Raw genomic sequence first — 20886 nt, forward strand, 5'->3', positions numbered from 1 at the left:
TGGGTGGCCTTGAAACCCATTGAAGCCAACATGAACACCTACCAGCAACCGGATCCCAGCGGCCATTTCGGCATCTACGGCGGCAGCTTTGTCAGCGAGACGCTGACGCACGCCATCAACCAGCTGAAAGCGGCCTACGCCCAGTACCAGCACGACCCGGCCTTCCTGGCCGAATTCAAGTACGAGCTGGCCCATTTCGTCGGCCGTCCGTCGCCCGTCTACCACGCCGCGCGCATGAGCCGCGAGATGGGCGGCGCGCAGATCTACCTGAAACGCGAGGACCTGAACCATACCGGCGCGCACAAGATCAACAACGTCATCGGCCAGGCCATGCTGGCCAAGCGCATGGGCAAGCCGCGCATCATCGCCGAGACCGGCGCCGGCCAGCACGGCGTGGCCACCGCCACCATTTGCGCGCGCTACGGCCTGCAGTGCGTGGTCTACATGGGCAGCGAGGACGTCAAGCGCCAGAGCCCCAACGTCTACCGCATGAAACTGCTGGGCGCCACCGTGGTGCCGGTGGAGAGCGGCAGCAAGACCCTGAAGGACGCGCTGAACGAGGCCATGCGCGACTGGGTGGCCCATGTGGACGACACCTTCTACATCATCGGCACCGTGGCTGGCCCGCACCCCTACCCCATGATGGTGCGCGACTTCCAGAGCGTGATCGGCGAAGAATGCCTGACGCAGATGCCCGGCATGCTGAAGGAACAGGGCATTGCCGCAACCCAACCAGACGCCGTATTGGCCTGCGTGGGCGGCGGCAGCAACGCCATGGGCATTTTCTACCCGTACATCGGCCACCCAAACACCCGCTTGATCGGCGTGGAAGCCGCTGGCGAGGGGCTGGACAGCGGCAAGCACGCGGCCTCGCTGCAACGCGGCAGCCCCGGCGTGCTGCACGGCAACCGCACCTATGTGCTGCAGGACGACAACGGCCAGGTGACCGAGACGCACAGCATCAGCGCCGGGCTGGACTACCCCGGCGTGGGGCCGGAGCATGCCCACCTGAAGGACATTGGCCGCGCCGAGTATGTGGGCGTGACGGACAAGCAGGCGCTGGAAGCCTTCCACTACCTGTGCCGCACCGAAGGCATCATCCCGGCGCTGGAATCCAGCCATGCGGTGGCCTACGCGATGACGCTGGCCAAGACCATGCGCGCGGACCAGTCCATCCTGGTCAACCTGTCGGGCCGGGGTGACAAGGACATTGGCACGGTGGCGGACTTGTCAGGCGGCGAATTCTTCTGTCGTCCGAGTTGCCAGGGCCAGTCCGTCAAAGGCGGCTCGGCAGAGCAGGCCGTGACGCTGCACACGGGGAGCCGCGCATGAGCCGCATCACCCCCACGCTGGCCGCATTGAAGGCCCAGGGGCGCAAGGCGCTGATCCCCTACGTGACGGCGGGCTTCCCCTACCCCGACATCACGCCCGAGCTGATGCACGCCATGGCCGCGGCCGGTGCCGACATCATCGAACTGGGGGTACCGTTTTCCGACCCCAGCGCTGACGGCCCGGTGATTCAGAAAGCCGGCGACAAGGCATTGGCCCATGGCATAGGCCTGGCCCAGGTGCTGGCCATGGTGCGCCAGTTTCGCCAGGCCGACGACAAGACACCGGTGGTGCTGATGGGTTACGCCAACCCGGTGGAGCGCTACAACCAGAAGCATGCCGGCAACGATGCTGCCAGTGCCTTCGTGCGCGATGCCGCCGCTGCCGGCGTGGACGGCGTGCTGATTGTGGACTACCCGCCTGAGGAGTGCGAAGCCTTTGCCGCCGAATTGAAGGCGACGGGGCTGGACCTGATCTTCCTGCTGGCCCCCACCAGCACGGACGAACGCATGGCCCAGGTGGCCCAGGTGGCCAGCGGTTATGTGTACTATGTGGCGTTGAAAGGCGTGACCGGCGCCGGCACGCTGGACACCGAGCAGGTGAAAGCCATGTTGCCGCGCATACGCCAGCATGTCAGCGTGCCGGTGGGCGTGGGTTTTGGCATACGCGACGCCACCACGGCCCGCGCCATCGGTGAGGCGGCCGACGCGGTGGTGATTGGCAGCAAAATCATCCAGGTGATCGTTGATTTGCCACGTGAGCAGGTGGCACCGGCGGCGGCCGGCTTCCTGCGCGAAATCCGGGCCGCTTTGGACGGATAATAGACCCTCTGAACATGGAGAAAGCCGACATGAGCTGGTTGGAGAAACTGCTTCCGCCCAAGATTCAGCACACCGATCCGGCGGACCGCCGCAGCATCCCCGAGGGGTTGTGGATCAAGTGCCCAAGCTGCGAAACCGTGCTGTACAAGACCGACCTGGAGCAAAACCAGAACGTCTGCCCCACCTGTAGCCACCACCACCGCATAGGCGCACGCGCCCGGCTGGACGCCTTCCTGGACAACGAGGGACGCTTCGAGATCGGCCAGGAAGTGGTGCCGGTGGACGCGTTGAAGTTCAAGGACAGCCGCAAGTACCCCGAGCGGTTGAAGGAAGCCATGGACAACACCGGCGAGACCGACGCGCTGGTGGTGATGGGCGGGGCTGTGCACAGCGTCAGCGTGGTGGTGGCCTGCTTCGAGTTCGACTTCATGGGCGGCTCCATGGGCTCGGTGGTGGGTGAGCGCTTCGTGCGTGGCGTGGAAACCGCCATCGAACAAAAAGTGCCCTTCATCTGCTTCACCGCCACCGGCGGCGCGCGCATGCAGGAAGGCCTGCTGAGCCTGATGCAGATGGCCAAGACCAATGCCGCGCTGACGCAGCTGGCCAAGAAGGGCCTGCCCTACATCAGCGTGCTGACCGACCCCACCATGGGCGGTGTCAGTGCCGGCTTCGCCTTCATCGGCGACGTGGTGATGGCCGAGCCCAAGGCGTTGATCGGCTTTGCCGGCCCGCGCGTGATCGAGTCCACCGTGCGGGTGACGTTGCCCGAGGGCTTCCAGCGCTCGGAGTTTTTGCTGCAAAAGGGCGCCATCGACCTGATCTGCGACCGCCGCGAACTGCGCAAGACGGTGGCCAATACGCTGTCCATGCTGTTGCGCCAGCCGGCCGACGCGGTGATTTGACGCTACAGCAGCAGGATGGCCGGCTCCAGCGCGTTGAGCACGATCAGCGCGATCTGCAGCAGCACCAGCAGCACCAACGGCGACAGGTCTATGCCGCCCACCAGCGGCAGCAGCCGGCGTATCGGTGCCAGCGGCGGCGCGCACAGGCGCTCCACCACGTCGGCCAGCGGGTTGTCGCTGCGCACCCAGGACAGCACGGCGTAGACGATGATCAGGCCGGTCATGCCCGAAATGCCCACGCGCACCAGGCCGAACACGGCGGCGATCGGTACCGAGCCCAGTCCGGCGGTGCCGCCGCCCATCAGCAGCCACATGGCCAGGAAGCGGGCCAGCTCCAGCAGGTAGGCGCCCAGCACGCTGGCGGTGTCCCAGCGCCCAAATGCCGGCACCACCCGGCGCAGCGGCAGCACCAGCCAGTCGGTCAGGGCAAAGACGAAGCGGCCCAGCGGGTTGCCCGAACGCGCCGACATGGGGATGCGCTGGTACTGCATGTAAAGACGCAACAGGCAGGCGCCGCCCAGCAGGCCGACGACCACCTCCAGCAGCAGGGATACGATTTGATAAAGCATGACAATGGATGACCGTGAACGTGGGATGATAGCCGGCTCAAACGCCGCCGTCATCGCATCCGCCACCGGGCCTGCCCCATGCTGACCCGGTGCATGCCTACCTGAGCCTATGCCAAGCGATTTTCTGATCCACACCGCCATCCTCAACTGGCCCCGCTCCATCAAGCGGCTGGTGGTGGTGGCGCTGGATGTCGCCATGTCGCTGCTGGCCATGTGGCTGGCCTTCACGCTGCGGCTAGACACGCCGCACTGGCCGTTGGGCGTGGAATGGCTGATCTACGCCATGGGCCCCATGCTGGCGGTGCCGATTTTCATCCGCTTCGGGCTGTACCGCGCCATCTTCCGCTACACCGGCCTGGCCGCGCTGATGGCCACCGCCCAGGCCACGGCACTGTACGGCGCGGTGTTCCTGACGGCACTGCTGCTGCTGCAATGGAGCGGCGTGGCGCAAGGCGTGGGCCTGGTGCCGCGCAGCGTAGGCATACTGCAGCCGCTGATCTTCCTGCTGCTGGTGGGTGGCAGCCGCGCCATGGCACGCTTCTGGCTGGCCAGCCTGGGACAGGCAGGCAGCGCCGCGCGGAGCCGCTTCCTGGTCTATGGTGCCGGGCATGCAGGCGTGCAGACGGTGGCCGCCCTTGCCGCAGCAGGGCAAAGCAGCGTGGCGGGCTTCGTCGACGACGACACGGAAAAAGCCGGCCGCAGCATCAACGACCTGCCGGTGTTCAAGCCTGCAGATGTGCCGGGCCTGGTGGAAAGCCACGGCGTCACCGACATCCTGCTGGCCATCCCCAGCGCGTCGCGCGAGCGGCGCAACCAGATCATCAAGAGCCTGCAGGCGTTGCCGGTGCACATACGCACGCTGCCCGGCATGGCCGACCTGGCCAGTGGGCGCGTCACCGTGCAAGACCTGCGCGAATTGGACATCGAGGATCTGCTGGGGCGTGAACCGGTGAAGCCGGACACCGCGCTAGTCCGCACCCATCTGCTGCACAAGACCGTGCTGGTGACCGGGGCCGGCGGCAGCATAGGCAGCGAACTGTGCCGCCAAATCGTGCGCATGCAGCCGCGCCAACTGCTGCTGCTGGACCATAACGAGTTCGGCCTGTATTCGATCCACCAGGAGTTGCAGGCCATCTGCGCCGACGGCGGGCTGGACGTCAAGCTGACGCCCTTTCTGGGCAGCGTCACCCACCATGCCCGCGTGCTCGACATCTGCGCCAGCCACCGGCCGGCCACCATCTACCACGCGGCGGCCTACAAGCACGTACCCCTGGTGGAGCAAAACGCCAGCGAAGGCATCGTCAATAACGTCTTCGGCACGCTGAACGTGGCGCGCGTGGCGATCGAATGCGGCGTCGCCAACTTCGTGCTGATCTCCACCGACAAGGCCGTGCGGCCGACCAATATCATGGGCGCCACCAAGCGGGCGGCGGAAATGGTGCTGCAGGCGCTGGCGGCCACGCCCGCTCCCTGGTTTGACGAAGCGCAGTCGACCCTGGCAGCGCAAGGCATCTGTTTTTCCATGGTGCGCTTTGGCAACGTGCTGGGTTCCAGCGGCAGTGTGGTGCCGCTGTTTCGCAAGCAGATTGCGCAAGGCGGCCCCATCACCGTGACCCATCCGGACGTCACGCGCTACTTCATGACCATCCCAGAGGCCGCCGAGCTGGTGCTGCAGGCCGGCGCCATGGCCAAGGGCGGCGAGGTGTTCGTGCTGGACATGGGCGAGCCTGTCAACATCTTTGAATTGGCGCGCCAGATGGTGGCGCTATCCGGCCTGAAGGTGCGCGGCGCCGACAGCCCCCAGGGGGACATCGACATCGCCATCGTCGGCTTGCGGCCAGGCGAAAAGCTGTATGAGGAGTTGCTGATCGGCGACAACCCCGTGGCCACCCAGCACCCCCGCATCATGAAGGCCAACGAACACTTCAACGCCTGGCCGGAATTGGTGGAGCAATTGCGGCTGCTGAAGTCGGCCACCCAGGGCGTCGATGTCGCGGCCATGCAGGCGGCGCTGAAGCACCTGGTGCGCGAATACGAGATACCGCAAGCGTGAGCCGCCCGGGCACTGCAAGCGCGCATTGGCCAATTGGCCAGGAAAAGCCCAAAAACGCGGCAAAATAGCAACTGTTCCCGAGTTTGCGGCGCGCGGCGCGCCCGTTGCACGGCACGACCAGCCCCGCGCGCGCAAGCCGCGACCGCAAGAACCTTGATTTATGCATCCAAAGACAGCTCCCGCCTGCTTTATCCTGGACGTGGATGGCGTGATGACCACCGGTCATTTCCTCTACACGGCCGAGGGCAAGGCCATGAAGATTTTCGGCCCCGACGACAACGACGGCCTGTCGCTGTTGAAGCCCTGCATGGAAATCCGCTTCATCACCGGCGACAAGAAGGGTTTCCCGATCTCCAAGAAACGCATCGTGGACGACATGGACTACCCGCTGGACGTGGTCAGCACCGTGCGCCGCGTGGACTGGATCCGCGAGCGCTATGCGCTGGACCAGGTGGTGTACATGGGCGACGGCATCTTCGACCACTATGTGATGCGCGAAGTGGGCTATGCCATCGCGCCGGCCAACGCCGACCCGCTGGCCAAACAGCACGCGCACTATGTGACCCAGCGCAAAGGGGGCGACCGCGCGGTGGCAGAGGCCTGCCTGCACCTGTTGGAAAAATTCTTCACCCCCTATGACCCCGGCAAACTGCCTGGCGTGCAAGGCAAACTGTCAGGAGAGTGGGCCATATGATCCACCAGCGACTCGAATCCTTCCTTCACAAGCGCAGGTGCACGCTGCTGGGCGTCGGCCCCATGAGCGTTAACTGCGTGGACGCGGCCATTGAGCTGGCCAACGAACACGAGGTGCCGCTGCTGCTGATCGCGAGCCGTCGCCAGATCGACTCGTCTGAGTTCGGCGGCGGCTACGTCAACAACTGGACGACAGAGGAATTCGCCCGCTACGTCATCGACCACGACCGCAAGGGCAAGGTTCTGCTGGCACGCGACCATGGCGGCCCCTGGCAGAGCACCAAGGAGAGCGACGCCGGGCTCAGCCTGCGCCGGGCCATGGAATCGGCCAAGGCCTCGTACCGTGCGGACCTGCAGGCGGGCTTCCAGATCCTGCACATCGACCCCAGCGTGGACATCCACGGCCAGCCGGACGTGGACGAGGTGCTGGACCGCATGTTTGAGCTGTACGAATACTGCTGGAGTCAGGCACAGCAATTGGGGCGCGACGTCATCTTCGAGATCGGGACCGAAGAGCAAAGCGGCAGCACCAACAGCCAGGAGGAACTGGACTACACACTCAATGCAGTGCAGAAATTCTGCAAGAAGTACCAATTGCCGCAGCCCAGCTTCGTGGTGGTGCAATGCGGCACCCGGGTGATGGAGACCCGCAACGTCGGCTCGTTTGATAGCCCCGTGCGGGTGGCGGAAGAACTACCGGCGGAAATCCAGTTGCCCAAGATGATCGAGATCTGCAACCGCTACGGCATCCTGATGAAGGAGCACAACACCGACTACCTGTCGGACGAGGCGCTGCAATGGCACCCCCGGCTGGGCATCCACGCAGCCAACGTGGCGCCAGAATTCGGGGTGGCGGAAAGCCGCGCACTGGTGGACGTGCTGGAGGCCAACGGACAGCAGCAACACGCCGAGCGCTTCCTGCAATTGGCCTTCGACTCAGGCAAGTGGGGCAAGTGGATGCTGCCCGACACCCAGGCCACCGACCGAGACCGAGCCTTTATCGCCGGCCACTACGTGTTTGCCTCCGAAGCCTGCGTGGCGCTGAAAAAGGAAGCCGCAGCCGCGCTGGCCACCAAGGGCATCGCGCTGGAAGCGCACCTGCGCCAGCAGGTCAAACACAGCATCGCACGCTACCTGCGCAATTTCAGACTGGTCAAAACCGCATGAACCGCGTCGCCACCCTCATCCTCAACCGCAACCTGCCCGAGGTCACGGACCGCCTGTGCGAGCACCTGACCCGGCATGACGGCGCGGCCACCGACGTGTTCGTGGTGGAAGCCGGCTCCGACGCCGACAGGCTCAGCCAACACACTACCTGGCACGCGGACTGGCCGGAGGCGCTTGCCCAAGGCCTGCGCTACTCGCGTGGCATGAACCACGGGTTGAGCCAGCTTTGGAAGGACGGCCGCTTCACCGACTACGACGCCTTCTTTCTGTTGACCAACGACACCGAACTGCAGCAGCGCCCCACGGTGGCTCCGCTGATGGAGGTGCTGCGTCAGCACGCGCGAGTGGGCATCCTGTCACCCTGCTCGGCACGCTGGGGCGAGCGCCTGTTGCTGAAGGAGCAGGCCACAAAGTACTTCTGGTTCATCCACAACAATGCCTACCTGCTGCGGCGCGAGTTCGTGGAGGCGATCTGCAACCCCGAGCAGCCCCACCACATGGGCTTCCTGTTTGACGGCAGCAATTTCCGCGGCTACGGCTCGGAAAGCGAGCTGATCGCCAAGGCCTACGCCAACGACTGGGCCGCCGCCATCACCTCGGAAGTCTGGGCGATGGAAAACGAGTCGCATTTACTGACCCACGCCGACCTGATCAAGACCGAGGGCTACAAGGAGAACCTGACGCTCTATGTGGCAGAAGGCCGCGACTGGATGCGCAGGAAGTACGGTTTCAACAGCCGATGGTCCATGCAGCAATACGTCAAATGCTTTTACGACAAGTTCTTCGAATTTCATCCGGAATTCGCGTCCTACCAAATTTGAGGATCCGCCATGCAAGTGATTGAAAAGCCCTGGGGCAAGGAAGAGGTCATCGAGATCAACGACCGCTACATGATGAAGAAGTTGACCATGTGGGCCGGGCACCGCTGCAGCCTGCAGTACCACAACGTCAAGTGTGAAACCATCTATGTGCTCAGCGGCGAACTCCGCATCTACAGTGGCGCCACGCAGGATCAGCTGGCGTCCAGGGTCTACCTGCCGCACGAAACCATCACGCTGACACCCGGCGTGGTGCACCGCATGGAGGCGGTCACCGACAGCGTCTACCTGGAGGCCAGCACGCCGGAGATGGAGGACGTGGTGCGCCTGGTGGACGACTACCAGCGCGCGCCGCAATGAGTTTGCGGGTCTGTATTCCCACTGCTGGAACCGGCTCCCGACTGGGCGGGCTCACGCGCTTCGTCAACAAGTCGCTGGTGGCCATCGCCAACAGGCCGACACTGTCACACCTGATAGAGCAGTTTGCGGATGACACGGAGTTCGTCATCGCGCTGGGCCACCAAGGCCATCTGGTGCGCGAATACCTCCGCCTGGCCCATCCCGAACGAAAATTCTTTTTTGCCGAGGTTCAGCCGTTCGAAGGACTCGGCTCCGGCCTGGGGCTCAGCCTGCTGGCCTGCCGGGAACATTTGCAGCAGCCCTTCATCTTCCTGTCGTGCGACACCCTGGTCAACGGCACCATTCCCAGCCCCGACGACGGGAACTGGATGGCCTATGCCGACGTGGCAGACCTTGCCCCTTACCGCACTGTCGCGGTGGATGCCGGACAGGTCAGCGCAATATGCGAGAAAGGCGAAGGCCGGATCGGCACGCACAAGCCCTACATCGGGCTGGCAGGCATACGCGACCATGAGGTTTTCTGGGCGGCCATGGTGCAGGGCGGCGATACCGCCGTACAAACCGGCGAAGCCCACGGCCTGCGCAGCCTGTTGCCCCTGGGCATGCGGGCGTTGCCCTTTATCTGGCATGACACCGGCAACCCTGACAGCCTGGCGCGCACGCGCGCAAGCTACCAGCAGGCGGATGCCCCCAATATCCTGGAGAAAGCCAACGAGGCCATCTGGTTCGTGGACGGGCAGGTCATCAAGTTCTCGGACGACCAGAAGTTCATCGCCAACCGAGCTGCCCGGACCAGCGAACTGGAAGGCTTTGTCCCCGCGTTAACCGGCGTTCAACCGCACATGTACCGCTACAGCCGTGTGAAAGGGAAGGTGCTGTCCGAGGTGGTGAACTTGCCGCTGTTCGACAAACTGCTCGCGCACAGCAAGCGCTTCTGGACGGAAAAGTCGCTCGATGAAGTCGCCTCCCACGGCTTCCAGGCCTTGTGCATGAAATTCTACCGGGACAAAACCTTCGAACGGGTGGCGCTGTTCTACAAGAACTTCGACCGGCAGGATGGCACCGAGGCCATCAACGGCAAGCCCATGCCCCGCCTGGACAGCCTGCTTCACGCCGTCGACTGGCAGTCGCTGGCGCAGGGCGTGCCGGTGCGCTTCCACGGTGACTTTCATTTCGAGAACATTCTGTGGGACAGCGACAGCGAGCATTTCACCTTTTTGGACTGGCGACAGGACTTCGGCGGTGATCTGGTCAACGGCGACATCTACTACGACCTGGCCAAACTGTTGCACGGCATGGTCATCTGCCACGAACTGATTGCCCGCGATTTGTACACCGTGCAGTGGCGCGCCGGGGCCATCGACTACGACTTTCACCGCAAACAGGTGTTGGTGCAATGCGAGCGGGCCTTTCTGGCCTGGGTGCAGGCCCAGGGCCTCGATGCGCATCGGGTGCGCGTCATTACCGCGCTGATCTTCCTCAACATCGCCGCGTTGCACCACAACCCTTACAGCCTATTGCTGTTTGCATTGGGCAAGGACATGCTGGCCGATGCGTTGGAGCCCTGAATGGAACTGATTGAACGGCATGTGGACGTGGTCACAGGCTCGCCGAACCTGGAAGACCTGCACTCGTTGGCCAGCTTCCCAGTCTTCATGGGCACGGTCAGCCATTCGATGGCGGAGGACCTGAATGCCGAGCAAACCTGGTCCATCTCGCGCGCCAGCGGCCTGGTGCAGTTGAAAAAACTGCTGCCGTTGGACGTGCTGTACCAGTCGCAAACCACCACCAGTGCGGTCGGTGCGCTGTGGATGACACATCACAAGGCGTTCGCCGAATTCGTGCACCGTTATGCACCACGCCAGGTGCTGGAGCTGGGTGGCGCCCATGGCATCCTGTCCAAGGAGTATGACCAGGCCTACGGCCACACGCCCTGGACAATCCTGGAGCCCAACCCGTCACCGGTGGAAGGCTGCCAGGCCGCCTTCATCCGTGGCTTCTTTGACGAGACATTCACGGCCAATGTCGAGTTTGACACGCTGGTGCACTCGCACGTGTTTGAACACATGTACGAGCCCGGGCGCTTCATGCAGCAGCTGGAGCATTTCCTCCCAGTGGGCAAACGGATGATTTTCTCCGTGCCCAACCTGTTTGCCTGGCTGGGGAAAAAGTACACCAACTGCATCAACTTCGAGCACACGGTGTTCCTGACGGAACCCTACATCGATTTCCTGCTGGCCCGCCACGGCTTCAAGCTGCTGATCAAGGAATACGTGATGGGCGACCACAGCATTTTCTACGCGGCGGAGCGTGCAAGCGATGTGCCACCGGTCGCACTGCCACCAGACTTGTACCAAGTGAACAAGCAGCTGTTCCTGGACTATGTGCGGTACCACGAGCAGTTGATCCTTGATCTGAACCGCCAGATCTCTGCTGCCCCGGGGCCGGTGTTCCTCTTCGGCGCCCATGTCTTCGCCCAGTACCTGATCGCGTTTGGCCTGGACACCGGGCGCATCACCGCCATCCTGGATAACGACTCGCGCAAGCAGGACAAGCGCCTTTATGGCACCCATCTTGTTGTGCAATCTCCCAAAGTGCTGAAGGACATCGCACAGCCCACGGTCATCCTGAAGGCCGGCATATACAACGATGAGATCCGCCGCGACATCCTGCAGAACATCCACGCCGGCTGCGTGTTCCTGGAATGACAAGCAACGGCTGACCCATGCAACCGCGAGCCGCCATCAAGGTCGTTCTGTACCGGCCGCACACCACCATCTGGTTCAAGAACCCGGTCCGTAACGTCATCAAGAAGACCACGCTGCCCACAAAATACGGTGTATTGCTGGACTACCTGTGCCAGGCCGATGTCAAACTGCATCTAAGCACGCGGCTCAGCGCGCAGCGCGGGTGGCGCGCCGCCATGGCCCGCGTGAAGGAGCGCCTGGAGTTGCTGGCGTGGTGCGTGCTCAACCACATTCCGTTGAGCCGCGTCAGCATCATCTCCACGGCGCGCGCGCTGGACGGCATGGACGTGCTGTTCATCATGCACTATGGCAATCTGACGGCGGAAACCCCTGCGGATGCCCTGGCTTGCCGCGCGCTGGCAGAGTACCTGGCGCCGCGCCCTGTGCTCAAGGTGGTGCACATGACCCACTACGCCTATTGCCCCACCCTTGGCGCCACCAATCTGGCGGTGCTCCAGCCCGACCTGCTGGTGGCGGAAAACAACCTGCAGCGCAATTCGCCTTTTTTCAACAGGTATTTCGGCGCGCTGCCATCGGCTTTCCGCTGCCTGCCCTACACACCGGCGCCCAGGTTCCGCCAGACCCAGCCGTTTGAAGGGCGTATCAACAAGATCGTGGTCACTGGCTCCATCACTTACAAGATGCGCAACGCCGAGTTCAATGACTACTACCACACCGACGAGCTTCAACCCATGCGGCGTATCCTGTTCAACGAGAAGGACAAGTACCTGGATGAGATGGACTGCCTGGTGTCTGACCTGAACGCCAGCCGCGACGCGTCCGCACCGGCGGCGCCCCGGTCGTTCTTCGCCCGGGCCTGGGCCCGGCTGACCTACCAGCACCCGCAGGCGCGGTACTACGGCAAGAACATCGTCGACATCTACAACAGTTACACGATGTTCGCCGTGCCGGAAGAGATTTGCGACCTGCCTGCCATCGGGTGCGTGGAGGGCATGATGTGCGGCGCGGCCTACTTCGGTGTGGATGACCCGATGTACACCGACCTGGGCCTGCAGCCCGGCGTGCATTTCGTCGCTTATGACGGCACGCCGGAAGGCCTGATGGCGCGCGTGCGCCACTACCAACAGCACTCCGCGGAGCTGAGGGCTATCGCGGAGACCGGCAAGCGCTTCGTTGAGAGCGCGCTCAACTCCACCAAGGTCTACTCCGAATTCCTGGAAGACCTGCGCACCAGGCTGCCACGCCGGAACGCATGAGCATGGCTGAGCCAGCCCAAAGTGGCCGCGAGCCCTTCGTCCGCGCCGGCATCGTCAACCTGGCCCTGGGCGTCCTGGCGGCAGTGGCCAGCTACCTGTCCCTGCTGCTGATCGCGAACCGCTTCGGCAGCAGCGCGGGGAGTGATACCTATTTTTTCGTGCTGTCCCTGACCACTATCGCAACCAGCCTGTTTGGCAGCGTGCTCGGCACGGTGTTCATGCCCCTGCTAGTGGAGCTGCGGCACAAGGACGCTCGCCAAGCCTCTCGGTTTGCCAGCGTGGTGCTGACCTGGTGCGTGTTGCTGGTTTTGACGTTGTGCTTGTACGTTCAGGCCAGCCCCGGGGTCTTTCTCGCCATCTTCTCCAAGTTCACGGCGCAGCAGATCGCCGAGCGGGGCGCGTTGCTAGCCTACCTTCCCGGCATCATTTTTGCCTCGGTGCTGGCCGAATATTTCCGCATCCTGACCATTGCGCTGGGTCGCTACTCCTGGGCGGCAGTGGGCTCGGTGGTGCAACCGCTGGTGCTGGTGGTGGGCGTTGCGCTGTTTTCCACCTCTTACGGCGCGGCCTGCCTGCCAGCCGCGCTGCTGGCATCCAAGTGCCTGGCACTTCTGCTGGGCGTCGCGCTGCTCAAAGGCCAAGGCCTGCGCCTTCGACCCGTCGTGCGGGGCGATGGCGTACTGCTGCGCTTCCTGCGGGCAGCACTGCCCTACTGGTCTGCCAGCCTGGTGACCAACTACGCAGTGTTCTATTTCGACTATGTGGCCACCGGCCTACCCCAGGGCACCCTGGCCTCGCTGAGCTTCGCGCAACGGATATTCGCGCTGCCGACCGGCATGCTCATCATTCCCCTGCTGGAGATTGCGCGGGCCAGGTTTGCCGAGCACCGAGCCCGGGACGAAGAGGTGGGCTTCACGCACCTCTACAACCAGTTGCTGCTGTGGACCGTCTATCTGAGCGTGCCAGTCGCAGCACTGTTCCTGCTCTATCCACACGGTCTGGTCGCCGCCCTGCTGGGCAGTGGCGCCTATACTTCGGACAGCATGGACCTCACGGCGAACTGCCTGCGGGTGTATGCCTTGTCCGTGTTGCTGACCTCCATCTTCATGCTCAACGGTCGTTGCATGGAATCCTTCCAGCGCCTGGGCTGGCCATCGTTGTTCGGCACCGTGGGCAACCTGGCCATGATCGCGCTGACGTTCAACCTGACCAACCGCTGGGGCTACATGGGCATTCCGGCCGCGCGCCTGTGCACAGACGCCCTGTACTTTCTGCCCATGGGTTTCCTGTTCTTGCGGCACTATGGGGTGGCCGTCAACATGCGCGGCCTGGTCGACGCGGGATGGAAGTCCACGTTGGCCTGTTTGCCACTGGCCGCGCTCAGCCTGGCACTGTTGGCAGCCATGCCTGGTGCCGAAGGCCTCTCGCGCTTGCACCACCTGGCCATCATCATCGCCGGCCTGTTGGCTTACGCCGCCGTGTTGCTGGCGCTGGATAATCCCCTGCGACACACCGTGCTCCACATACTGAAAAACAGACACTTGCCAGCCAGCCAATCCCTGCCATGAAACGGTATATGCAAGCCCTGTCCCACCTGGTCCAGGCCGCCCGCCATGAGCGGGGGCTCTACGGGCCGCTCAGCCTGTTCAGCAATGCCTGGGCGCTGCTGGCCACCCGGTGGGCGGCGCGCCTGCGGGGTTGGCCCAGGGTGTCACTGGGCAGCGGGGCGCGCACCATCGGCACCCGAGCGATCTCCATTGGCCCCTATTCGGCCATCAAGCGCCATGCCTGGCTGGAGGCGATCTTCCAGTACAACGGGCAGGTCTTCAACCCGCGCATCGTCGTGGGCAGCCATTTCCTGGCGTCGGAGCGGCTGCATGTCTCCTGCGTGGAGCGGGTGGAAATCGGGGACAATTGCCTGTTTGGCAGCGGTGTCTATATCAGCGACCACAACCACGGTGCCTACCGCGGCAGCGTTCAGAGCCCGCCAACCCGAGCCCCAAAGGACCGGGCGCTGGCGCCAGCCGGCCCGGTGGTCATCAAGTCCAATGTCTGGCTGGGTGACAACGTGGTCATCGTCGGCCCGGTGACGCTGGGCCACGGTTGTATCGTCGGCGCCAATTCTGTTGTCACCCGCGATGTGCCAGACCACGTGATGGCGGCAGGCGCACCCCTCAAACTGCTGAAGCAATACAACCACCAGACCCGAGCCTGGGAACGGCTGGCCTGAAGGCCACCACACTGCGCGCAATGATCAACGAACGCAAAAGTCATGACCAACAGACAGCCATCCTTGCCATGACTGACATAGGCCAGCAACCCGCATCCCAGGGACAGGCTGCGCACCGGCGCGCCAAAGTCATCGCCATCTACTTTCCACAGTTGCACGCCATTCCCGAGAACGATGCCTGGTGGGGCAAGGGCTTCACCGACTGGGACAATGTGCGTTCGGCCGAGCCGCAGTATCCCGGGCACTACCAGCCGCGGGTACCGCAAGGCGGCATTTACTACGACCAAGCACACTTGGAGACGCTGCGCTCTCAGGTGGAACTGGCGAAACGGCACGGGGTGTATGGCTTCTGCCACTACCACTATTGGTTCGACGGCAAGCAGCTGCTGGAAACGCCCACCAACCTGATGCTGCAAAACCGTGACCTGGATATGCCGTTCTGCCTGTCCTGGGCCAACGAGACCTGGTCGCGCCGCTGGGACGGCCGCGACCACCACGTGCTGATACAGCAGACCCATCCCCCGCTGGAGAGCAGTTGGGCCAGGCACTACAACTACCTGATCACCGCCTGGCGCGACCCGCGTGCCATCAAGGTGGACGGCAAGCCGGTGTTCGTCATCTACCGGCCGCAACGCATCGCCAAGATTGACGACATGCTGGCCTATTGGCGCCGCCGCGCCGTGGCCGATGGCCTGCCGGGACTGTATTTCATCTTCCAAAAGCAATACGAGCTGCCATCGCACGACTGCTTGAAATCATTTGACGCGCTGTTCCAGTTCCAGCCCTTCGAGGCCATCAATTCACCGGGTTTCGACAAGGGCTCCATCAAACACTCGGCATTGTTTCGGCTGATTCGCAGTCTGCCGGAATCGTGGCAGGACAGGCTGCGCGGCCTGCGGGCCAAGTTCGTCAAAGAGCTAACCTTTCAAGACTACGATGCCGCCTGGCGCCAAGCAGCACAAGTTCGGCCCGACAGGCGGCTCACCACATTTCCGGGCGCCTATACAGACTGGGACAACGCCTCGCGCTACAAACGCCGAGCCATCGTCTTTCGCGGCGCTAACCCCGAGTCGTTCAAGATCAATTTCGAGCGCTTGCTGGACTCCATGCCAGCGCGTCACCTGCCGGAGAGCTTCATCTTCCTCAATGCCTGGAACGAATGGAGCGAAGGTGCCTATCTGGAACCTGATGACCGGTATGGCGATGCCTACCTGCGGGCACTGCATGACGCGCTGGTGACGCCGCAGCCCGCCCAGCCCTGAGGGACAACCGTCATGGCACCCGCATCCCCCGATTTCGAGCACTACATGGCGCACCTGCGGCAAATCAGCCGCTTGGGCCAGCTGTACAAGCGCCATGTCAGCTCCCCCGTGCTGTACCGTGCCGCCCGAAGCTTCGGCCCGGCGCTGGTCGAAGTGGGCAGCGGCACCGGCAGCGGCTGCCTGGGCAGCTACCCGGACAAGGTGCGCGGGCTGGAGATCAACCCACTGGCCGTCGACTACTGCCGCGCCCAGGGTTGGGACGCCCAACTGATACCCGCCGATGGCCGCTACCCCTTGTCCGATGCCACCTGCGATGCCTGCATACTGGACAACGTGCTGGAACACATTGCCGATCCCACCCAGACCCTGGACGAATGCCACCGCATCACCTCGGCCCATGGCGGTCTGGTGATCGCGGTGCCGGGCCTGGCCGGCTATGCCAGCGATGACGACCACAAGCGCTTCTACGGCGAAGCCGAGCTCCGGCGCCTGGACCCGCGCTGGCGGCTCAAGCGCCTGCTGGCCACGCCGTCGCGGCTGACAAGCGAACTGCTGTCGCGCAAGATGCGCCAATACTGCCTGGTTGCGGTTTACCAGAAAACCTGATGGTGGAAACGGCGTCACCCCGGATCGCGGTGGGTCTTGCAGCCTACAACGGCGTGGCCTACCTGACGCCGCAGCTGGCGTCCATCCTCGGCCAGACCGGCGTCGCGGTGACCGTGTTTGTCAGCGTCGATCCATCGACCGACGGCACCGAGGCCTGGTTCCAGCAACAGGCGGCCACCGAGCCACGCCTGCACCTGTTGCCGCCAGCCGGCCGCTTCGGCTGCGCGGCCGCCAATTTTCTGCGCCTGCTCAGGGAGGTGGACCTGCAGGGCTTTGACGCTTTCTGCTTTGCCGACCAGGACGACATCTGGGCGGCAGACAAACTCGCCCATGCCTGCCTGCGCATGGCCGAGTCCGGCGCCCAGGGCTACTCCAGCAACGTCACGGCGTTCTGGCCCGATGGCCGGCAGCAGTTGATCGACAAGGCCCAGCCGCAGCGGCGTTGGGACCACTTGTTTGAGGCTGCCGGACCGGGCTGCACCTATGTGCTGGCTGCAGAACTGGCCGTCGCCTTGCAGCAGGTGGTACGCGCCAGGCAGCAGGAGCTGGTACCGCTGAACTACCACGACTGGTTCGTCTATGCCTTCGCGCGCATACACGGCCACCGCTGGTTGATAGACCCTCGCCCCGGCGTGTCGTACCGCCAGCACACCGGCAACCAGGTCGGTGCCAACACCGGCTTGCGGGCTTTTTTGCGGCGCGCGGCCAAGGTGCGCAACGGCGAAGCGCTGTCCCAGGCGCGGCTGATCGCCCGTGTGGCCGGCCTGGCGGCAGACCACACGGTCATGCGCCTGCTGCAGCAAGGGCGCGGCGGCGTGTTTGGCCTGGCTTTCAAGGCCCGGCACTGCCGCCGCAGGCGTGTGGAACAGGTGTACTTTTTCTTCTCTTGCCTGTTGACCGCACTGGTCGGCACCCAGAGCGAGGCACGACCATGAAGCCGGTGGTGGTGGTTACCGGCGCCAGTGGCTTTGTCGGCAACGTGTTGGTGCAGCGCCTGAAGACTGAAGCCGCCTGGGAATGCCGGCCGTTGAAATTGCCACCGGCAGCGCTCACCGAATCACCGCCAGCGGATTTGCGGATCGGGCTGCCGGAACTGGCCGGTGCACAGGTGGTGGTGCACCTGGCCGCCCGGGTGCATGTGATGCAGGACGCCTCAAGTGACCCGCTGCGGGCGTTTCGCCTGGCCAACGTCCACGGCACCGTCAACCTCGCCCGCGCGGTGGCGGCACAGGGCGTCAACCGCTTTATCTACATCAGTTCCGTCAAGGTGCACGGCGAGCAATCACTTGCGGGCCACGCATTCACCGAAAGCGATGCACCGGCGCCCGCAGACCCTTACGCCGTCAGCAAATGGGAAGCCGAAACAGCTTTGCACCAGATCGCCCATGAAACCGGCATGCAGGTCGTGGTCATCCGCCCGCCGCTGGTCTACGGCCCCCGCGTCAAGGCCAATTTCGCCGCGCTGATGCGCGCGGTACGCCGCGGCCTGCCGCTGCCACTGGGCAGCCTGCAAAACCGGCGCAGCCTGGTGGGCGTGGACAACCTGGCCGATCTGATCATCCGCTGCATGGACCACGCTGCTGCGGCCAACCAGGTCTTTCTCGCCAGCGATGGCGACGACCTGTCCAGCGCCGAACTGGTGCACCGACTGGCGCGCGCCATGGGCCGGCCGGCGCGCCTATTGCCCGTGCCACCCGCACTGCTGCTGGCGGTCGGCAGCCTGCTGGGCCGGCGTGCCGCCGTGGAGCGGCTGTGCGGCAATCTGCAGGTGGACAACGCTAAGGCCCGCACGCTGCTGGGCTGGCAGCCGCCGCTCAGCGTGGACGAGGGCCTGAGGCGGGCGGTGGCGGGCATGGAGGCTGGCGCATGAAGCGGCTGTTTGACCTGTTGCTGGCGCTGTTGGCGGTGCTGCTGCTCAGCCCGGTGGTCGTGCTCACTGCGCTGGCGGTACGGCTGACCTCGCGCGGCCCGGTTCTTTATTGGTCAGACCGGGTCGGCCGGCACAACCGCATCTTCCGCATGCCCAAGTTCCGCTCCATGCGGGTGGACACGCCGGTGGTGGCCACCCACCTGCTGACCGACCCGGCCGCTTACCTGACGCCGGTGGGCAGCTTTCTGCGCAAGAGCAGCCTGGACGAATTGCCGCAGCTATGGAGCATCTTGCGCGGCGACATGAGCTTTGTCGGCCCGCGGCCCGCGCTGTTCAACCAGCACGACCTGGTGGAGCAACGCACCCGCGCTGGCGTGCACGTGCTGGTGCCGGGCCTGACCGGCTGGGCCCAGGTCAACGGCCGCGACGAGTTGCCCATTCCCGACAAGGTGGCGCTCGACGCCGAGTACCTGCAACGCCGCTCGTTGGGCTTCGATCTGAAAATCCTGCTGCTGACCTTCATCAAAGTGCTGCGCGCCGACGGCGTGTCGCACTGAGGCGGTCGCTCACCCCCGCTGCCGGCCTAGAGAGCCGCATCGCCCGGTGCACACCGGAAGAACCTAAAATAGCCCCATGCGGCCCCAGAAGCCGCTTTTTTCACACCTGCACAAGCACCCCATGTCCGACCAGACCACCCCGAGCGCGCCCCAAGACGAAAACCAGCTGATGGCCGAGCGCCGCGAAAAACTCAAGGCCCTGCGCCAGCGCCAGGCCGAGGGCAAGGGCGTGGCCTTCCCGAACGACTTCAAGCCGGCCAACCATGCCGCCGACCTGTTTGCGGCTTTTGAGAGCAAAACCGCCGAGGAACTGGAAGCGCTGGGCGCCACCGCCAAGGTGGCCGGGCGCATGATGCTCAAGCGCGTGATGGGCAAGGCCAGCTTCTGCACGCTGCAGGACTCGTCCTTCGGCCCCACGGGCGGGCGCATTCAGATCTACGTCAAGGGCGAAGACATCGGCCAAGACCTGTACGCCGACTTCAAGCATTGGGACCTGGGCGACATCCTGGCCGCCGAGGGCAAGGTGTTCCGCACCCGCTCCGGCGAGCTGTCCATCCACGCCACCAGCGTGCGCCTGCTGACCAAGAACCTGCGTCCGCTGCCTGACAAGTTCCACGGCATGGCCGACCAGGAGATGAAGTACCGCCAGCGCTATGTGGACCTGATCACCGACGAGGCAGCGCGCAAGCGCTTCATGGCGCGCAGCAAGGCCGTCAGCTCGCTGCGCGAGTTCATGGTGGCCAACGGCTTCCTGGAGGTGGAAACGCCCATGCTGCACCCCATCCCGGGCGGCGCCAATGCCAAGCCGTTCAAGACCCACCACAACGCGCTGGACCAGGAAATGTTCCTGCGCATCGCGCCCGAGCTGTACCTGAAGCGCCTGATCGTCGGTGGCTTCGAGCGCGTGTTCGAGATCAACCGCAGCTACCGCAACGAAGGCATCAGCGTGCGGCACAACCCCGAATTCACGATGATGGAGTTCTACGCGGCCTACTGGAACTACCAGGACCTGATGGACTACACCGAGGCGCTGATCCGCGACGCCGCGCTGAAGGCCACCGGCTCGCTGCAGCTGACTTACGCCAGCAAACCGGTGGACCTGGAAGCCCCCTTCCAGCGCCTGACGATCCGCGAAGCCATCCTGAAATACACCGAAGCCGGCGCGAACGTGGACGACGCCACCTGGCTGACCAACGCGCTGCGCAAGCTCGGCCTGACGGAAGAGAAGAACCGCCTGGCCGGCCGCACGCTGGCCAGCCTGCAGGTGCTGTATTTCGAGGAGACGGTGGAAGAAAAGCTGTGGCAGCCCACCTTCATCATGGAGCACCCGACCGAAATCTCGCCGCTGGCGCGCGCCAACGACACCCGCCCCGAGGTGACCGAGCGCTTTGAGCTGTACATCACCGGGCGCGAGTTCGGCAACGGCTTCTCGGAGCTGAACGACGCCGAAGACCAGGCCCAGCGCTTCCTGGCCCAGGTGGCGGCCAAGGACAGCGGCGACGACGAAGCCATGTTCTACGACCACGACTTCGTGCGCGCGCTGGAATACGGCATGCCGCCCACCGGTGGCTGCGGCGTCGGTATCGACCGGCTGATGATGCTGCTGACCGACAGCCCCAGCATCCGCGACGTCATCCTGTTCCCGGCGCTGCGCCGCGAAGCCTGACGTTTTCCCAGCGGGCCGC

General features: G+C 64.2%; 20 protein-coding genes. 19 read left to right on the plus strand and 1 reads right to left on the minus strand.

The window, feature by feature from the left end:
* Positions 1–30 precede the first annotated feature (30 nt).
* From trpB to accD, 3 genes are read left to right on the plus strand one after another with little or no spacing between them, the layout of a single operon-like run.
* Positions 31–1332 carry a tryptophan synthase subunit beta gene (trpB, locus tag AC1DX2_RS09630; protein ID WP_477196117.1) on the plus strand — a complete coding sequence of 434 codons (1302 nt, stop codon included), beginning with the start codon at positions 31–33 and terminating at the stop codon, positions 1330–1332.
* A complete protein-coding gene (trpA, locus tag AC1DX2_RS09635) occupies positions 1329–2150 on the plus strand; it encodes a tryptophan synthase subunit alpha (RefSeq protein ID WP_477196118.1) in 822 nt (273 codons plus the stop codon). Before trpB ends, trpA begins: the two co-directional genes overlap by 4 nt.
* A gap of 29 nt (positions 2151–2179) precedes the next feature.
* Positions 2180–3052: an acetyl-CoA carboxylase, carboxyltransferase subunit beta gene (gene accD, locus AC1DX2_RS09640; protein ID WP_477196119.1), complete on the plus strand. Its 873-nt coding sequence runs from the start codon at positions 2180–2182 to the stop codon at positions 3050–3052.
* Between the two features lie 2 nt (positions 3053–3054).
* Here accD and AC1DX2_RS09645 read toward each other — a convergent pair whose 3' ends face one another.
* The gene (locus AC1DX2_RS09645; RefSeq protein WP_477196120.1) at positions 3055–3621 is read right to left on the minus strand and encodes a YggT family protein; all 567 of its coding nucleotides are present in this window, start codon (positions 3619–3621) and stop codon (positions 3055–3057) included.
* 109 nt (positions 3622–3730) lie between these two features.
* Between AC1DX2_RS09645 and AC1DX2_RS09650 the strand changes: the two genes are divergently transcribed.
* The 16 genes from AC1DX2_RS09650 to lysS all read left to right on the plus strand — a co-directional run bounded on the left by AC1DX2_RS09650 (position 3731) and on the right by lysS (position 20867).
* On the plus strand, positions 3731–5674 hold the full coding sequence (locus AC1DX2_RS09650; protein WP_477196121.1) for a polysaccharide biosynthesis protein: 1944 nt from the start codon (positions 3731–3733) through the stop codon (positions 5672–5674).
* A gap of 160 nt (positions 5675–5834) precedes the next feature.
* Positions 5835–6368, plus strand: coding sequence for an HAD hydrolase family protein (locus AC1DX2_RS09655; RefSeq protein WP_477196122.1), 534 nt, complete (start codon positions 5835–5837; stop codon positions 6366–6368).
* Positions 6365–7534, plus strand: a complete 1170-nt coding sequence (locus tag AC1DX2_RS09660; protein WP_477196123.1) for a class II D-tagatose-bisphosphate aldolase non-catalytic subunit — start codon at positions 6365–6367, stop codon at positions 7532–7534. Before AC1DX2_RS09655 ends, AC1DX2_RS09660 begins: the two co-directional genes overlap by 4 nt.
* The gene (locus tag AC1DX2_RS09665) at positions 7531–8355 is read left to right on the plus strand and encodes a glycosyltransferase family protein (protein ID WP_477196124.1); all 825 of its coding nucleotides are present in this window, start codon (positions 7531–7533) and stop codon (positions 8353–8355) included. The genes AC1DX2_RS09660 and AC1DX2_RS09665 overlap by 4 nt, the downstream gene beginning before the upstream one ends.
* Before the next feature lie 9 nt (positions 8356–8364).
* A complete protein-coding gene (locus tag AC1DX2_RS09670; protein ID WP_477196125.1) occupies positions 8365–8712 on the plus strand; it encodes a cupin domain-containing protein in 348 nt (115 codons plus the stop codon).
* On the plus strand, positions 8709–10280 hold the full coding sequence (locus AC1DX2_RS09675) for a phosphotransferase (protein ID WP_477196126.1): 1572 nt from the start codon (positions 8709–8711) through the stop codon (positions 10278–10280). Before AC1DX2_RS09670 ends, AC1DX2_RS09675 begins: the two co-directional genes overlap by 4 nt.
* The gene (locus AC1DX2_RS09680; RefSeq protein WP_477196127.1) at positions 10281–11420 is read left to right on the plus strand and encodes a class I SAM-dependent methyltransferase; all 1140 of its coding nucleotides are present in this window, start codon (positions 10281–10283) and stop codon (positions 11418–11420) included. It begins immediately after the preceding gene.
* A 17-nt stretch (positions 11421–11437) separates the two neighbouring features.
* A complete protein-coding gene (locus tag AC1DX2_RS09685; RefSeq protein WP_477196128.1) occupies positions 11438–12676 on the plus strand; it encodes a glycosyltransferase in 1239 nt (412 codons plus the stop codon).
* Positions 12677–12678: 2 nt separating this feature from the next.
* Positions 12679–14244 carry a lipid II flippase MurJ gene (locus AC1DX2_RS09690; RefSeq protein ID WP_477196129.1) on the plus strand — a complete coding sequence of 522 codons (1566 nt, stop codon included), beginning with the start codon at positions 12679–12681 and terminating at the stop codon, positions 14242–14244.
* An 8-nt stretch (positions 14245–14252) separates the two neighbouring features.
* A complete protein-coding gene (locus AC1DX2_RS09695) occupies positions 14253–14906 on the plus strand; it encodes a DapH/DapD/GlmU-related protein (protein ID WP_477196130.1) in 654 nt (217 codons plus the stop codon).
* Between the two features lie 68 nt (positions 14907–14974).
* The gene (locus tag AC1DX2_RS09700) at positions 14975–16168 is read left to right on the plus strand and encodes a glycosyltransferase WbsX family protein (RefSeq protein ID WP_477196131.1); all 1194 of its coding nucleotides are present in this window, start codon (positions 14975–14977) and stop codon (positions 16166–16168) included.
* A 12-nt stretch (positions 16169–16180) separates the two neighbouring features.
* Entirely contained in the window at positions 16181–16774 is a 594-nt protein-coding gene (locus tag AC1DX2_RS09705) for a class I SAM-dependent methyltransferase (RefSeq protein ID WP_477196132.1), read from the plus strand.
* The gene (locus AC1DX2_RS09710) at positions 16774–17709 is read left to right on the plus strand and encodes a glycosyltransferase (RefSeq protein ID WP_477196133.1); all 936 of its coding nucleotides are present in this window, start codon (positions 16774–16776) and stop codon (positions 17707–17709) included. The genes AC1DX2_RS09705 and AC1DX2_RS09710 overlap by 1 nt, the downstream gene beginning before the upstream one ends.
* Positions 17706–18644, plus strand: a complete 939-nt coding sequence (locus AC1DX2_RS09715) for an NAD-dependent epimerase/dehydratase family protein (protein ID WP_477196134.1) — start codon at positions 17706–17708, stop codon at positions 18642–18644. Before AC1DX2_RS09710 ends, AC1DX2_RS09715 begins: the two co-directional genes overlap by 4 nt.
* On the plus strand, positions 18641–19201 hold the full coding sequence (locus tag AC1DX2_RS09720) for a sugar transferase (protein ID WP_477196135.1): 561 nt from the start codon (positions 18641–18643) through the stop codon (positions 19199–19201). The genes AC1DX2_RS09715 and AC1DX2_RS09720 overlap by 4 nt, the downstream gene beginning before the upstream one ends.
* A 121-nt stretch (positions 19202–19322) precedes the next feature.
* The gene (gene lysS / locus AC1DX2_RS09725; RefSeq protein WP_477196136.1) at positions 19323–20867 is read left to right on the plus strand and encodes a lysine--tRNA ligase; all 1545 of its coding nucleotides are present in this window, start codon (positions 19323–19325) and stop codon (positions 20865–20867) included.
* Positions 20868–20886 lie beyond the last annotated feature (19 nt).

Source organism: Hylemonella sp. P2_B10, from assembly GCF_056404875.1.

Coding starts and splice junctions, on each gene's coding strand:
- trpB (WP_477196117.1), top strand. CDS start 31: ATGAACACCTACCAGCAACCGGATCCCAGCGGCCATTTCGGCATCTAC.
- trpA (WP_477196118.1), top strand. CDS start 1,329: ATGAGCCGCATCACCCCCACGCTGGCCGCATTGAAGGCCCAGGGGCGC.
- accD (WP_477196119.1), top strand. CDS start 2,180: ATGAGCTGGTTGGAGAAACTGCTTCCGCCCAAGATTCAGCACACCGAT.
- AC1DX2_RS09645 (WP_477196120.1), bottom strand. CDS start 3,621: ATGCTTTATCAAATCGTATCCCTGCTGCTGGAGGTGGTCGTCGGCCTG.
- AC1DX2_RS09650 (WP_477196121.1), top strand. CDS start 3,731: ATGCCAAGCGATTTTCTGATCCACACCGCCATCCTCAACTGGCCCCGC.
- AC1DX2_RS09655 (WP_477196122.1), top strand. CDS start 5,835: ATGCATCCAAAGACAGCTCCCGCCTGCTTTATCCTGGACGTGGATGGC.
- AC1DX2_RS09660 (WP_477196123.1), top strand. CDS start 6,365: ATGATCCACCAGCGACTCGAATCCTTCCTTCACAAGCGCAGGTGCACG.
- AC1DX2_RS09665 (WP_477196124.1), top strand. CDS start 7,531: ATGAACCGCGTCGCCACCCTCATCCTCAACCGCAACCTGCCCGAGGTC.
- AC1DX2_RS09670 (WP_477196125.1), top strand. CDS start 8,365: ATGCAAGTGATTGAAAAGCCCTGGGGCAAGGAAGAGGTCATCGAGATC.
- AC1DX2_RS09675 (WP_477196126.1), top strand. CDS start 8,709: ATGAGTTTGCGGGTCTGTATTCCCACTGCTGGAACCGGCTCCCGACTG.
- AC1DX2_RS09680 (WP_477196127.1), top strand. CDS start 10,281: ATGGAACTGATTGAACGGCATGTGGACGTGGTCACAGGCTCGCCGAAC.
- AC1DX2_RS09685 (WP_477196128.1), top strand. CDS start 11,438: ATGCAACCGCGAGCCGCCATCAAGGTCGTTCTGTACCGGCCGCACACC.
- AC1DX2_RS09690 (WP_477196129.1), top strand. CDS start 12,679: ATGGCTGAGCCAGCCCAAAGTGGCCGCGAGCCCTTCGTCCGCGCCGGC.
- AC1DX2_RS09695 (WP_477196130.1), top strand. CDS start 14,253: ATGCAAGCCCTGTCCCACCTGGTCCAGGCCGCCCGCCATGAGCGGGGG.
- AC1DX2_RS09700 (WP_477196131.1), top strand. CDS start 14,975: ATGACTGACATAGGCCAGCAACCCGCATCCCAGGGACAGGCTGCGCAC.
- AC1DX2_RS09705 (WP_477196132.1), top strand. CDS start 16,181: ATGGCACCCGCATCCCCCGATTTCGAGCACTACATGGCGCACCTGCGG.
- AC1DX2_RS09710 (WP_477196133.1), top strand. CDS start 16,774: ATGGTGGAAACGGCGTCACCCCGGATCGCGGTGGGTCTTGCAGCCTAC.
- AC1DX2_RS09715 (WP_477196134.1), top strand. CDS start 17,706: ATGAAGCCGGTGGTGGTGGTTACCGGCGCCAGTGGCTTTGTCGGCAAC.
- AC1DX2_RS09720 (WP_477196135.1), top strand. CDS start 18,641: ATGAAGCGGCTGTTTGACCTGTTGCTGGCGCTGTTGGCGGTGCTGCTG.
- lysS (WP_477196136.1), top strand. CDS start 19,323: ATGTCCGACCAGACCACCCCGAGCGCGCCCCAAGACGAAAACCAGCTG.